10 protein-coding genes and 3 pseudogenes are annotated in these 13,703 nt (G+C 67.7%); 9 read left to right on the top strand and 4 right to left on the bottom strand.

Translation table 11 applies throughout. The annotated features are described in order from the left end of the window. From SLINC_RS07520 to SLINC_RS07505, 3 genes are all read left to right on the top strand, one after another. Entirely contained in the window at positions 1-960 is a 960-nt protein-coding gene (locus SLINC_RS07520; protein ID WP_211292754.1) for an amino acid ABC transporter permease, read from the top strand. After that, positions 957-1,724: an amino acid ABC transporter ATP-binding protein gene (locus SLINC_RS07515; protein WP_067428196.1), complete on the top strand. Its 768-nt coding sequence runs from the start codon at positions 957-959 to the stop codon at positions 1,722-1,724. Before SLINC_RS07520 ends, SLINC_RS07515 begins: the two co-directional genes overlap by 4 nt. Before the next feature lie 585 nt (positions 1,725-2,309). After that, positions 2,310-3,788: an NAD-dependent succinate-semialdehyde dehydrogenase gene (locus SLINC_RS07505; protein WP_067445134.1), complete on the top strand. Its 1,479-nt coding sequence runs from the start codon at positions 2,310-2,312 to the stop codon at positions 3,786-3,788. 30 nt (positions 3,789-3,818) lie between these two features. On the opposite strand, the pseudogene SLINC_RS45725 reads toward SLINC_RS07505, so the two are convergent. Beyond that, positions 3,819-4,379, bottom strand: a pseudogene (locus SLINC_RS45725) (IS5 family transposase); the annotation flags it as partial. 272 nt (positions 4,380-4,651) lie between these two features. Between SLINC_RS45725 and SLINC_RS07500 the strand changes: the two are divergent. The 4 genes and pseudogenes from SLINC_RS07500 to SLINC_RS45720 all read left to right on the top strand — a co-directional run bounded on the left by SLINC_RS07500 (position 4,652) and on the right by SLINC_RS45720 (position 8,702). Further along, positions 4,652-6,001: an aspartate aminotransferase family protein gene (locus SLINC_RS07500; RefSeq protein ID WP_067428191.1), complete on the top strand. Its 1,350-nt coding sequence runs from the start codon at positions 4,652-4,654 to the stop codon at positions 5,999-6,001. Between the two features lie 24 nt (positions 6,002-6,025). Next, positions 6,026-7,105, top strand: coding sequence for a phosphotransferase (locus SLINC_RS07495; protein ID WP_225988276.1), 1,080 nt, complete (start codon positions 6,026-6,028; stop codon positions 7,103-7,105). Between the two features lie 39 nt (positions 7,106-7,144). Next, the gene (locus SLINC_RS07490) at positions 7,145-7,828 is read left to right on the top strand and encodes a haloacid dehalogenase type II (protein WP_067428188.1); all 684 of its coding nucleotides are present in this window, start codon (positions 7,145-7,147) and stop codon (positions 7,826-7,828) included. Between the two features lie 84 nt (positions 7,829-7,912). Then, positions 7,913-8,702 (top strand): annotated as a pseudogene (locus SLINC_RS45720) (IS5 family transposase). Here SLINC_RS45720 and SLINC_RS07475 read toward each other — a convergent pair. Then, positions 8,699-8,887 (bottom strand): hypothetical protein, encoded by a 189-nt coding sequence (locus tag SLINC_RS07475; RefSeq protein WP_067428183.1) that lies wholly within the window; start codon positions 8,885-8,887, stop codon positions 8,699-8,701. The pseudogene SLINC_RS45720 and the gene SLINC_RS07475 sit on opposite strands and share 4 nt — an antisense overlap. 811 nt (positions 8,888-9,698) lie before the next feature. On the opposite strand from SLINC_RS07475, the gene SLINC_RS07470 reads away from it, so the two are divergent. Then, entirely contained in the window at positions 9,699-10,868 is a 1,170-nt protein-coding gene (locus SLINC_RS07470; RefSeq protein ID WP_067428181.1) for an ROK family protein, read from the top strand. A 183-nt stretch (positions 10,869-11,051) separates the two neighbouring features. Here the strand turns inward: SLINC_RS07470 and SLINC_RS47910 are convergent, their stop codons facing one another. Both SLINC_RS47910 and SLINC_RS07465 read right to left on the bottom strand, forming a co-directional pair. Further along, positions 11,052-11,210, bottom strand: a complete 159-nt coding sequence (locus SLINC_RS47910; RefSeq protein ID WP_159425330.1) for a hypothetical protein — start codon at positions 11,208-11,210, stop codon at positions 11,052-11,054. Further along, positions 11,195-11,811 (bottom strand): annotated as a pseudogene (locus SLINC_RS07465) (IS6 family transposase); the annotation flags it as partial. The pseudogene SLINC_RS07465 and the gene SLINC_RS47910, both read right to left, overlap by 16 nt. 611 nt (positions 11,812-12,422) lie before the next feature. Here SLINC_RS07465 and SLINC_RS07460 point away from each other — a divergent pair. Further along, entirely contained in the window at positions 12,423-13,667 is a 1,245-nt protein-coding gene (locus SLINC_RS07460; protein WP_067428179.1) for a PQQ-binding-like beta-propeller repeat protein, read from the top strand. Positions 13,668-13,703: the final 36 nt, after the last annotated feature.

Genomic DNA, 13,703 nt, shown 5'->3' with positions numbered 1-13,703 from the left:
ATGTCCACGGATCAGATCGAGACGAAGACCAGGAGCCGACCGGTGTCACAACTACTGGCCGAAGAAAAGAAGCGGATCACGCCGAAACGTCCGCGCGACTACGTCGCCTGGGCCGCCGCGATCGCGATCGTGGTCGGTCTGGTGTCAACCGCGGTGACGAACGAGAACTATCGCTGGCCGGTGGTGTTCAGCTACTTCACCACCCAGTCCATTCTCAACGGCCTGCTGGTCACGCTTGTTCTCACCGCGGTCAGCATGGCGCTGAGCACCCTGCTCGGGCTGCTGCTGGCCGTGATGTGCATGTCGCAGCAGCGACCCGTCTCCGGGCTCGCCCAGCTCTACATCACCTTCTTCCGCGGTACCCCGGTGCTCGTGCAGTTGATCTTCTGGTTCAACATCGCGGCCCTGTACCCGCACCTCTCGATCGGCATCCCGTTCACCCACATCTCCACGCCGGTGAACGTGAACGCGATCATGACCCCGATGACCGCGGCCGTCGTGGGGCTGACGCTGAACCAGGCCGCGTACATGTCCGAGATCATCCGCGGCGGGTTCGCCTCGGTCAGCCGCGGACAACACGAGGCCGCGGAGTCCTTGGGTATGTCGGGGTTCACCAAGCTCCGCCATGTGATCATTCCGCAGACCATGCCGGCGGTCATTCCGGCCACCGGCAACCAGGTGATCGGCATGCTCAAGGAGACCTCGCTGGTGAGCGTGCTGGGCGTCGCCGACCTGCTGAACAGCGCACAGTCGATCTACGCCCGCAATTACCAGACGATTCCGCTGCTGATAGTGGCCAGCCTCTGGTACCTGATCATGACGCTGGTGCTGAGCGTGCCGCAGTCCATGATCGAGCGCCGTTTCTCCCGCTCGACCCGGGCACAGCTGACCCCGGCGGCCGCCTCGGCCGAGCCCGGGGCCGGCCAGCCAGTTCCCACCACGAGGGAGTCCCTGCTGTGAACGCCGACGGAACGATCGTCGCACGCAAGCTGTGCAAGAGCTTCGGACAGCACCAGGTCCTGCGGGACATCGACCTGACCGTGGCGGCCGGGGAGATCTCGTGCATCATCGGGCCGAGCGGATCCGGCAAGTCGACACTGCTGCGGTGCATCAACGGGCTGGAGACCGTCGACCGCGGTGTGCTGCGGGTGAACGGGGAGGACTTCGGCTACGTCGAGAAGGACCAGGCCTACCACGCCGTCCGCCCGCAACGGCTGGCCGAGCAGCGCGCCCGCATCGGCATGGTCTTCCAGCAGTTCAACCTGTTCCCCAACATGACCGCCGAAAGCAACGTCATGTCCGGACCGGTGCTCGTGCAGAAGAAGGACCGCGCGGCCAGCCGGGAGCGGGCGAGAGAACTGCTGGCCAGGGTTGGCCTCGACGGGTGCGGCCACAAGTACCCCGCCCAGCTCTCCGGCGGCCAGCAGCAGCGCGTGGCCATCGCCCGCGCGCTGGCGATGGAACCCACCATCATGCTGTTCGACGAACCCACCAGCGCGCTGGACCCGGAACGCGTGGGTGAAGTACTCGCCGTCATGCGCGACCTCGCCGGCAACGGAATGACCATGCTGCTCGTCACCCACGAGATGGGCTTCGCCCGCGAGGTCGCCGACGAGGTGCTGTTCATGGACGAAGGCATCGCGGTGGAGCGCGGCGACGCCCGTGAAGTACTGGGCAATCCCCGTGAGAAACGAACCCAGGCGTTCCTCGAAAGGGTGCTGTAGCAGGGCACGGACCTGCGGCAGCGGTTCGGCAGCGTGGCCGCCCGGCTTTTGCTCCGGTCAAAGCCGTCGCCTTCGGCGCGCGTGTGGGCCTTGGCCGGTGTGACGCCGATGCCGTGACGAGTGGCCCATGTCCAGGCCCGCGGGCGGCGACCGGGCCGATGTGGATCGAATGCTCGCCCCCGGGTCCGGGGTGCCTGACAGCCGATTCCGGTGAGGGCTTCGGCCAAGGGCCTGGAGCGCTTCGTCGCGGTCAGCGTCCGTGTCCACCGTACCGACAAGGTCGACGCGCGAAATCCTGGTCCAGCTACTGGCCACAGACTTCCTTTTAGGCAGGTGGCTGGCGGACGAGCGCACCCAGACGCTGCGCAGGGTGACCATGCGGCGCGCTCATCTGATGCGTCAGTGCATTCGCGCGAAGAACCAGATTCACTCCGTGCTCCACCGCAGCCTGCCGCGCGCCCGTCTCTGACCTGCGCGGCAACACTGTCCAGATCAACCCGCCTTTCATCTCCACCAACGACGAGTTCCGGCAGCTTATGGCCGCCATCGACACCGTCTCTCCGCCCAGGAAGCCAAGTGACCACCATGCGCACCCTTCCCGACGCCGACCCCGCTGTTCTCGCCGACTCCGACAAGGTCCTGGCCAACCTCCACCTCGCCGTACCGGGCGTGACCCGCACCTTCGACGTCCATGATCCGGCCACCGGCCAGGTGATCGCCCAGGTCCCCGACTTCAACGCGCGCCAGTCCCTCGACGCCGTCGCCCGCGCCGACGCAGCCGGCCGCTCCTGGGCTGCCACCAACACCCGGCACCGCGCCGACATCCTCCGCGCCTGGCACGACCTCATCCTCAGCAACGCCGAGGTGATCGCTCTGCTCATCACCCGCGAGATGGGCAAGCCGCTCGCCGAGGCCCGTGCCGAGATCTCCTACGGTGCTGACTTCGTCCGCTGGTACGCCGAGGAAGCGGTACGCCCTGGCGGAAACCTTCGCGACGCTCCGGCCGGTGGGGCCCGTCTGCTCACCCGGCGCGCACCGGTGGGGTTGTCGGTCCTCATCACCCCGTGGAACTTCCCGCTCGCCATGGCCACCCGCAAGATCGCCCCGGCGCTCGCCGCCGGCTGCCCCGTGGTCATCAAACCCGCGCCTCATACGCCTCTGACCACGATCTTCGCTGTCCAACTCGCAGTCGCAGCCGGTGTGCCCGAAGACCTGGTGCAGGTCGTGACCACGACCGATGCTCCGTCCTTCAGCACCGCCGTTCTGGCCGATCCACGGGTGCGCAAGGTGTCCTTCACCGGCTCGACCGCGGTCGGCAAGGTCCTGCTGCGTCTGGCTGCGGACAACGTACTGAAGAGCTCCATGGAACTGGGCGGCAACGCCCCGCTGCTGATCTTCGACGACGCCGATCTGGAACGGGCGGTCGACGGCGCGTTCGCCGCCAAGATACGCAACGGCGGCCAGTCATGTATTGCCGCCAACCGCATCTTCGTCCAGGACGGCATAGCCGACGCGTTCGTCGAAGCCCTCACCGAGCGACTGGCCGTCGTGAAGGTCGGCAACGGACTCGCCCCCGGTGTGGGGCTCGGCCCAGTGATCGACCACACCGCCGTGACGAGACTCACCGGCCTCGTCGAGGACGCGACCTCCCGCGGCGCACACCTCCTCGCCGGCGGCTCGGCCCCCAGCCACCTTGGCTCGTTCTTCACACCGACGCTCCTGGACCACGTACCGGCTGACGCCGACCTCGCCCACACCGAGATCTTCGGTCCCATCGCCGCCATCCAGCGCTTCTCCCAGCAGGACGAGGCCATCGCCCGCGCCAACGACACCGAGCACGGCTTGGCAGGCTACGTCTTCACCGAGAACCTCGACCGCGCCTTCAACGTGGCCGACCACCTGGCCACCGGACTGGTCGGCATCAACCAGGGCGTTCCCTCGAACGCGGCCGCACCGTTCGGCGGGGTCAAGCAGTCCGGCCTCGGACGCGAGGGAAGCAGCGAGGGACTCGAGGAGTACCAGGAGATCCGCTACTACAACCTCGCACTGCGCCCCACCACTTGACCTGTATATAGCCAACACGCACGCCTGACGACGCGGCTTGTGCCGACGCCGGCGCGGGCGGCCTACGACACCGGCGACTGCCGGGACCTTGTCGAGCAGGGGCAGGAGTTGGGTGACGTCGTTGCGGTTGCCGCCGGTCAGCGACACCGTGAGCGGGATGCCCCGGCCGTCGGTGAGGACGTGGTGCTTGCTGCCCGGCCGTGCGCGGTCGACCGGGCTGGGACCGCTTTCGGGCCGCTGCGGGGGCCGCCCGGACATGAGAGGAATCGATCACCGCCCGCGACCAGTCGGGCTTCTTCGCCGCCCGCAGCTTCTTCAGCAGCACCAGGTGCAGTTCGTCCCGGACGCCGACCTCGTTCCAGGCGGCTGGGCGCCGCCGGCACGTCACCCCCGAGCCGAAGCCCAGCTCCTGTGGCAGGTACTCCCACTGGATGCCGGTATGCAGCACGAACAGGATCCCGCACAAGGCCCGCCGGTCAGGGACCCGCGGCCTACCCTCGACCACCTTCGGACCCGGCTCGGGCAGCAACGGCTCGATAGCGACCACAGTTCGTCCGAGACGATCCACGGACGCGACTCCCTCTTTCCCACTCGGCACACATGCCGGCTCGCGCCGGCCCGGCGGCGAGCCAGAGGCGTGCCCAACAGGCGCTGCCCGCTCCGGATTGGCGGCGCTCCAGGGGCCGTCGCGGCGAGATTGCGATGACGGAAACGCCCCTCATCCCGCATGCGGGGGCCTGCCGGGATGCCGAGAATGCGGGAGCAGGAAGCTTCTAGTCTCACGTTGAAACTGAGATAAATTATGCTACGATTTCGGCCAACGCAGCCAGCATCCCCGGACAAAGACTGAAGGTGTGCCTGCCGTGACTTCGACAATCAGTCGGGCTCTCGCCCACTACCCCAACAGGTTCGATCCGGGGATACTGAGCGAACTCCCCGAACACCTCCAGGAGACCATCCAGCGCCGCGACAAGGTGCTGGGCCCTGGGTACACGCTCATCTACAAGGAGCCGGTCGAGTTCGTCTCCGGTCATGGGGCCCACCTGATCGACCGGGACGGCAACGACTATCTCGACGCCTACAACAACGTTCCGTGTGTCGGGCACGCCCACCCGCACGTGGCCGAGGCGGTCGCCCGCCAGATGACTGCGGTCAACACCAACACGCGCTACGCCCAGGAGGCCCTGGTCGACTACGCGGAGCGGCTTCTGGCGACCTTCCCCGAGGAGCTGTCGAAGCTGAGCATCGCGTGCAGCGGGTCGGAGGCGAACGACCTGGCGGTGCGGGTGGCCCGGTTCCACACGGGCGGCGAGGGCATCATCGTCACCCGCTGGGCCTACCACGGCCTCACCCGGGAGGTGGCGAGCTTCTCGCCGACGCTGGGCGCAGGCTCACCGCTGGGCCCGAACGTCCGGTTCATCGATGCTCCTGACCCGCGCCTCGTCGCGCCCGGATCCACGCTCGCCGAGCACATGCGGCAGCAGGTGCGCGGCGCGATCGACGACCTGGAGCGCCACGGCTACCGGCTGGCCGCGCTGATCACCGACTGCGCCTACTCCAGCGACGGCATTTTCACGGATCCCGTCGGATACATGCAGGCCGTGGTGGCGGAGGTGCACACGGCCGGCGGCGTCTACATCGCGGACGAGGTGCAGTCGGGGTTCGCCCGGCTCGGGGAGTCGATGTGGGGCTTCACCCGCCACGGTGTGGTGCCGGACATCGTCACCATGGGCAAGCCGATGGGCAACGGAATTCCGATCTCGGGTGTGGTCTTCCGCCCCGAGGTCAGCGAGGAGTTCGGACGCAACGTCCGCTACTTCAACACCTTCGGCGGCAGCTCGATCCCGGTGGCGGCCGGCGCCGCGGTGCTGGACGTCCTGGAGAAGGAGAACGTGCAGCAGCGCGTCCTGACCAGCGGCGACGCTCTGCGCGCCGGGCTGAGGGAGATCACCAAGGACTCCCCCTACGTCGCCGAAGTGCGCGGCGCCGGCCTGTTCGTGGGCGTGGAGATCGTGAAGGACCGGGGCACCCTCGAGCCGGACCGCGCGCTGACCGACGACGTCATCAACGACATGCGAGACCGCCGGATTCTCATCAGCGGCACGGGCCCCTCGGCGAACACCCTGAAGATCCGCCCTCCGCTGGCCTTCGACTCCGCCGATGTGACCCGATTCCTGGAGACCTTCGCCGAGGTCGCGAAGAACCGTCTGTAACAAGGCCGGCCGAAGGGACTGACCGTGAACACCTCACCAGCTACGAACTATGCACAGCGGCTCCTCCAGGAGAGCGGCCTGACGTCGTCCCACGAGCCCATCGACGTGATGCTGGTGAGTATTTTGCTCCAGGAGCACTATCGCCTCACCGGGCGCTTGGAGCGACTGGCCACCGAGAAGGACGACACGTTCAGACTCGGGACCGACTCGAGCAGCTACCTCGTGAAGGTCTCACCGCCTGACGAGGCGGAGGCGGTTGTCGCCCTCCAGACGGCAGCGATGCGCCACCTCGAAAGTACCGCTCCGCACTTGCCCGTCCAGCGGGTGAAGCTGACCGCCGACGGAGACGACCATGTCACGATCAGGTTGAACGACGGCAGGCCTCGGGTCCTGCGGGTGTTCGACTTCGTCGAAGGCCAGATCCTGGCCATGGTGAGCCCGGACGCCGAGCGGCTCGCCAAGGCGGGCGAGATGCTGGGGCGAGTCGACGTGGCGCTCAGGACGTTCACGCATCCGGCGGACCGACGAGGTCTGGCCTGGGACATCCGGCACTTCCACCAGCTCACCGAACTGGTCGAGCACACGTCGAACCCCGAGCACCGTCAGTTGGCTGAGAAGGTCTTCCGGCTCTTCGGCGAAAACGTCGTCCCGAGGCTGAGCGATCTCGAAGCACAGGTGATCCACGGGGACTTCAGCCCCTACAACGTCGTGGTGGATCCGAAGAGCGAGCACTTCATCACCGGTGTCATCGACTTCGGCGACACGGTGCGCAGTGCGGTGATCTTCGACCCCGCCGTTCCCATGGCGAACCTGCTCGCCAGGACGCCGGATCATCCCTGGCGGGAGGCCTGCGCTCTCGTCGCCGGCTACCAACGCACGCGGCCGATCAAGGACTCGGAACTTCCGCTGCTCCCGATTGCCGCACTGGCACGACTCACACTGCGCGCGCTCCTCACCAACTGGCGAGCGGAGCGCGCACCCGAACGGCGCGAGTACCTCCTCGGTCACGCCAAGGACGACTGGATCAATGTCGAGCACGCCTTGGCCGTAAGCCTGGACGACGTCATCGCCCAACTCCGGCAAGTGCGTCATGGGCATGCCTGAAAAACTCGAACTTCCCTCAGAGAAAGATCGGAACTCTTCATGAACAGGATTCCCTCGTTGCAGTTCCGCCCGAAGTACGTCTCGTTCGACTGCTACGGCACGTTGATCGAGTGGCCGATGAACCCGATCACGTACGAGCTGGTCGGCGACCAGATTCCCGCCGAGCAGTGGGACCAGTTCGTCCGGGAGTTCCGCGGCTACCGCTACGACCAGGTCCGTGGCGAGTATTACCCGTACGAGCAGGTGTTGCAGGACTCCTTCGAGCGGGTCTGCCGCAAGTGGGGTGTGAAGGCGGCGCCGGACGCGGGCAAGCGGTTCGCCGACGGCATCCGGAGCTGGGGGCCCCACCCGGACGTGGTGGAGCCGCTGAAGAAGATGGGCGAGCACTACAAGCTGGTGATTCTCTCCAACGCGGACGACTCCTTCCTCGCCGAGAGCGTGCCCCGGCTCGGGGCGGACTTCCACGCGGTCTTCACCGCGGAGCAGGCCGGCTACTACAAGCCCCGCTATGCCGCGTTCGAGTACATGCTCGACCAGCTCGACGCGTCCCCCGAGGACTTCGTGCACGTCGCCTCGCACACCCGCTACGACCACCAGTCGATGCACGACATGGGCTTCCGCAATCTGGTCCTGCTGGACCGTGGCTGCGATCCGGTGACCCACGGCTACGACTACGTGACGGTGAAGTCCCTGGACGACCTCAACACCATGCTTGGCATCTGACCCCAAAGGCAACACCGTCCCGCACGGCACACAGCCCGTCTTTTCCTACGGCTGGTCGTGGGAAAGAGGGAGTCGCGTCCGTGGATCGTCTCGGACGAACTGTGGTCGCTATCGAGCCGTTGCTGCCCGAACCGGGTCCGAAGGCGGTCGAGGGTAGGCCGCGGGTCCCTGACCGGCAGGCCTTGTGCGGGATCCTGTTCGTGCCGCATACCGGCATCCAGTGGGAGTACCTGCCACAGGAGCTGGGCTTCGGCTCGGGGGTGACGTGCCGGCGGCGCCCAGCCGCCTGGAACGAGGCCGGCGTCCGGGACGAACTGCACCTGGTGCTGCTGAAGAAGCTGCGGGCGGCGAAGAAGCTCGACCGGTCGCGGGCGGTGATCGATTCCTCTCATGTCCGGGCGGCCCGCAGGGGCCCGAAAGCGGTCCCAGCCCGGTCGACCGCGCACGTCCGGGCAGCAAGCACCACGTCCTCACCGACGGCCGGGGCATCCCGCTCACGGTGTCGCTGACCGGCGGCAACCGCAACGACCTCACCCAACTGCTGCCCCTGCTCGACAAGGTCCCGGCAGTCGCCGGTGCCGTAGGCCGCCCGCGCCGGCGCCCTGATGCCCTGCTCGCTGACCGGGGCTACGACCACGACAAGTACCGGCGCCTTGTCCGGGCGCGAGGTATCACCCCGGTGATCGCCGAACGAGGTCAGGAACACGGCTCTGGCCTGGTCGTCTTCCGTTGGGTGGTCGAGCGGACGATCGCCTGGCTGCACGGCTTCCGCCGACTGCGGATCCGCTGGGAACGACGCGACGACATCCACGAAGCCTTCCTCGGCCTCGCCACCTGCCTGATCACCCACCGCCATGTCCAACGCCTTTGTTAGGACCTCTTGGGCGCCAGGTTCAGCTTGCCGGTGTGGGCGAAGCCGCAGTCGATGTTCTCTTCCTTGATGAGGCTTTGGATGGCGTCGACCGCGTCGTGGTGCGCCCGCAGGCATGCCTTCGCGGTGTCGGAGCCGTAGCGGGAGATCGCCTCCCGGAAGCCGATCGACATGCCCAGGGTGGCCATGCCGCCGTTGTGCCCAGAGGCGCCCAAGGTCCACCGTCTCCGTCACGAAGACAAGGACGTCGGCGCTCTTCCGTGCCAGGTGAAGTGCCGCCGAGGGGCCGGTCGGGCCGGCCGCGAAGATCGCCACGTCGACACTCACGCCGATCTCGGTCCGGACCGGTCTGGGCCCTGGGGGAGCGGTGTCGAGCCAGTGCGGGGTGAACTCCATGTCCCCGCTCTCTGCCAGTGGCGTCAGTCGCTCTGGGTGCACTGAGTCGAGACCCGGGCGTCCCGACAGCTGTTGGACGGTGCGCAGATTCGTCGGGCGCGTCGCGAGGTGCTCGCTGCTGGGCTCAGGCCGCCCAGCACTATTTGGTCCAGTTCAAACTGAAAAAATGCTGCGCTCAGGCCGTTCGCCGACCCCGCGCTCCTGCTGCCGACCGGCATCCGGCTCGGCAGCCCCCGGGCCCCGGCTGCGCTCCTGGTATGCGGTCACGTCGCCCCGAAGACAGGGTGCTGACCCGGCGACGTCGAGGTTGTTCCGGATGACCGATGCTCGCTGCCGACAGTCAGTCGGTCGTCGACCCCGGCTTTCAGGCCCTCGCGGCAGCGCGGCGATGCGCTCTCGGAGTCTTGGGGACCCTGTGGAGTGCATGACAGATGAGTCGAGAACCGTCCGACACGGCGGGAGCCTCCGGCGAGGACGCCCCAAGGGCGGCGGGAGGGAACGGCAAGTCCGTCGAAACAACCGCTTGTCACCGCGTCGCCCTTGGCCGTGCCGCCCAAACCGGTGCCGGCACGGTCGGCGTACCGCTCTCGATATGGTCATCACGTGACCACCAACCCGACCTCCCGCGACTACAGCAAGGCGTCAGTCCTGGACGCGGTCCTCTCCCACGCGCCCTTGACACGTAACAAGCTCACCGAGCTGACAGGCCTGAGCAGGGCGACGGTCTTCAGAGCGGTGGAGGAGCTCTGGGCCGACGGCTTCCTCGTCGACTGCGGGATCGACGAGGTCACCGGCCGCGGCCGACGGTCCACCTATCTGGACCTGTCCGGCACAGCCGGCCACGTCGCCGGTGTCAGCTTCGGCGCACAGACCACCGGTGTGTTGGTGACCGACCTCAGGGGTCGCGAGATCCAGCAGGTGTCGGTTCCCACCGCCGATCACCAGGAGATCGCGGACGCCGCACGATGGCTGGTCGACCTGATCGCGCAGGCCGCGGAGTCCGCGCAGGGCCCCCTGCGGCAGATCGTCGTCGCAGTGCCCGGGCGGGTCCGGGGCGGCACGGAGATCTTCGGCCCCGCGGAGTCGATGAAAATCTTCGCGGGCTCCGATCTCTACCGAGCCATCGAAGGCCTGGTGGACGCCCCGGTGCTCCTCGACAGCGACGCGAACGCGGCCCTGATCGGGATCCTCACCGACGACGCCACCATCGCCAACGCCGCGCTCTTCAGCCTCAGCACCATACTGAATTTCGCCCACTGCACAGATCACGAGCTCGCCCGTGGGAGCACACCCACCTTCGGCGACATCGGGGCACTCTCCTCCGGAGTCGGCAACGAGATCCTCGACGAACTGCTGAGCACGAGGGGTCTCCTTCAGTTCGCCCGCAAACGGGGGCTCGACCTGGAGCGCGTTGAGGACCTCTGGTTGCAACCGCGCACCGACGCGCCGCACGCCGAGGTGCTTCAGGCGTTCACCACGGCGATAGTGACCGCTGTCAGTGTCGTCGCCGTGACGCTGGACCCGGAGTCGGTCTACTTCGTGGGCCGGTTGCGTCCACTCGTCGACGTCGTGCTTCCCCAGGTGCGCGGCCGGCTCGACCAGATCCTTCCGGCGGTGCCGGAGATCAGGACGGGTCCGCATCTGATCGGTCTGTCGACGGCCCAGGGAGCGGTCTACGCGTGCCTGACGATCGCTCAGAAACGGCTGAGAGATGCCGTGCTCGGAGCGCGGCATCAGAGCCGGCTCACGGAGCGATCCACACCGGCCTTCTGACTGGCCGTTCTCTATCCGGTCGTGCGCTCGGTCTGGTTCGAACGGGGTCCTGGATCGGGTGGCTTGTTGGCTGGTGGGGCGTAGAGGAAGGGCCTCTGGCCGGAAAATCACAGGAAACGCGGGCGCGCTGATGCCTGTTCCGCGCTCAGGGTGTTGGTGGCGGACCTGAGGACGGGTGTCCGGTCAGGCTGGGCTGGGGGTCAGGGTGACGGTGTTACCGAGTCGTTCGAGCTGGCGGACGAGTTCGCGGGTGCGGCGGTCGGGGTCGGTGCGGCGCTCGTACCAGTCAGTGCCGAGGTCGTGATAGCGGGCGTTCGGGTCAGCAATCAGCTGCCAGACCATCTCGAGGAGGTTGCGGGGCCGGCGACGCCGGTGATCTGCTCCCAGATTGCGAAGCGGACGGTCATTTCAGCGCGGTAGTGGTGTGCGGGCATCAGGTGGCGGCGGGGCCGGAAGTGGGGCGTGATGCCGCTGAAGGCGGACAGGAACCGCTGTGCTCCGCCCACGGAGCGGAAGCCTTGATCGCCTGTTCGCGTTGCCTGGTTGGTTGGTGGCTGTTCTCGGCCCGGTTGTTGAGGTACTTCGACTGTCGGTGCTCGATGGAGGGCATGACCTCGCGGTGGGCCGCGCCGTATGAGCGGAGCTTGTCGGTGACGATCACCCGCGGCACCGCACCGGTCCTCTTCATCAGGCGGCGGAAGAAACGCCTGGCCGCGGCCTGGTCCCGCCGGTTCTGCACGAGGATGTCCAGGACGGTGCCGTCCTGGTCGACGGCCCGCCACAGGTACTGCAACCGCCCGTTGATCTTGATGAAGACTTCGTCCAGGTGCCATTTGTCCCCAGGCTGGGGCTGCCGGCGGCGCAGGGCGTTGGCGTAGGTCTGCCCGACCTTGGCGCACCAGCGGCGCATCGTCTCGTAGGAGACGGTCACGCCGCGCTCGAGCCCCGGGTTACCGCTTGCCGTCGCAACTGAACCGCGAAGTACGCCCTCTCGGCCCCTGATCCACTCATGTCCTCAGTCGCAGGGGCGGAGACTTCATGGCCGAACGACTCGCCCGAACATGGCCGCCACGGCTCCGCGCGGTCGGCCGGTCGTTGTTGGACTCCGTTCCTGAACACCCCCCAGCGCTGTCAAGGTGAGCCGACTGCCGGCGTTCGAGAACCGATCCGTACTTGGACGACTCCCCAACTGCCTGGCCCACGAGCTGCTGGTGCAGGAGGCAGCCCTGGCCCAGGCATGGCAACACGCCACCAGCGTTAGCCGGCCTTGAAGGCCACGGCAGGTCCGTGCGGGACCTTCCTCCCACGGATGGGCACGACGCCGGGAAACGCGTCCGCCATCTCCACGGAGTTGCCGCCCAGGGTGAGACGGGCTCAACATGACGCCTTCTCGGTTCCAGGAGCTGCTGATCTTGTGTGACAGGAGTTTCACGGACGCGTCCCGGTTGGGTACCGCCCGACGACTGGCCGAAATCCGACGACTAGCCTGACCGCGATCAAGACGTCCGAGGGGGCGTCAGCAACATCCGGGCGAAACGGGGACGGGGAACCGACATGGGCAGACGTGACGGGCACGCGGTGTCACGCAGGCAGGCGCTCAGGCTGGCCGGGACGGGCCTGGGCCTGGCCGTGCTGGGGGCAGGCGCATGGGGGTGCACCCCCGAGGAGGAAACGGGCGCGTCGGGCGGCGGCACAACTCCCGGCGGCAAGGGTGGTGACACCGACAAGGGCGGTGACACCTTCACCACCCCGCCCCCGGGCACCGCGCCCCAGCCGCTGTGGCAGCAGAAGACAGCCAACGACGACCTGGCCGGGATCCACGCGCTCGCGGTCATCGGGGACACGGTCGTGGTGTCGGGTGACCCGCTGGTGGGGCGTGACGCCGTCAGCGGGAAGGAGAAGTGGTCACGGCCTGGCGTCACCATTCCCGGCGCCAAGCTGATCACCGGCGGCGGGACGCTCTATCTCGCCAGCGCCGAGTACGACGGCGACGTCGTGGGCCTGGATCCGGCCACGGGCAAGGAGACCTGGCGCAGCCGCCTGGGCAAGGAGTACGAGCAGCCGCGCCCCATCGCGGCCGACGACCGCCACGTCTACGTCCTCGCCGGGATCCTGGAGGAGGACCTCTCGTCGCCGACCAACGTGATCGCCGCGATCGACACCACCTCCGGCAAGATCGCCTGGCGTGAGCAGCGTGACAAGGGGACCGAGGAGTTCGGCATCACCGCCGCGGTCGTCGGCGGGCGTCTCGCGTACACCGACTACCGGAAGAACGTGACCGTCCGCGACGCGGCGACGGGCCGGCAGCTCTGGACGAAGAAGATCGGCAGGTCCAACTACTACCGATTCGCCGTGCACGAGGACCTGGTGATCGTGCCGGACGGGGAGCGGCTGCGGGCGTTCGCGCTGGCCGCGGGCACGGAACGCTGGTCGCTGGCGAATGAAGAGTTCACCTGGTTCAACGATCCGCAGGTCCTGGACGGGGTGCTCTACGCCTCCGACAGCGCGTACGGCATGTGGGCGGTGGACCCCGGTACGGGCAAGCGGATCTGGCACAACAAGGACCTGGTGGGCTCGGCTGCGGAGGCGTGGCAGTTCGCCAAGGTGGGCGGCACGTTGTACGGCGCGACCGAGCACGACAAGAAGGGCGGCGTGCACGCCTTCGACGCGGCGACCGGGAAGCTGCGCTGGACGTACAACGACAACACCGGTGACAGCGAGAAGTGGTACGTGGTCGCGGCGGGCAAGCGGCTGGCCGTGATGCACGCCGAGCGGCTGTACGCGCTGCCGGCCGTCTGAGCCGACGGGGCAGCGGACAGATGCGGCGGCGGGAGC

Origin of the sequence: Streptomyces lincolnensis, from assembly GCF_001685355.1 — a bacterium.
Classification (GTDB): domain Bacteria; phylum Actinomycetota; class Actinomycetes; order Streptomycetales; family Streptomycetaceae; genus Streptomyces; species Streptomyces lincolnensis.
This window is presented reverse-complemented; position numbering and strand designations above follow the sequence as displayed.

Coding starts and splice junctions, on each gene's coding strand:
- SLINC_RS07505 (WP_067445134.1), top strand. CDS start 2,310: ATGCGCACCCTTCCCGACGCCGACCCCGCTGTTCTCGCCGACTCCGAC.
- SLINC_RS47910 (WP_159425330.1), bottom strand. CDS start 11,210: ATGGTCTGGCAGCTGATTGCTGACCCGAACGCCCGCTATCACGACCTC.
- SLINC_RS07520 (WP_211292754.1), top strand. CDS start 1: ATGTCCACGGATCAGATCGAGACGAAGACCAGGAGCCGACCGGTGTCA.
- SLINC_RS07460 (WP_067428179.1), top strand. CDS start 12,423: ATGGGCAGACGTGACGGGCACGCGGTGTCACGCAGGCAGGCGCTCAGG.
- SLINC_RS07475 (WP_067428183.1), bottom strand. CDS start 8,887: ATGGCCACCCTGGGCATGTCGATCGGCTTCCGGGAGGCGATCTCCCGC.
- SLINC_RS07490 (WP_067428188.1), top strand. CDS start 7,145: ATGAACAGGATTCCCTCGTTGCAGTTCCGCCCGAAGTACGTCTCGTTC.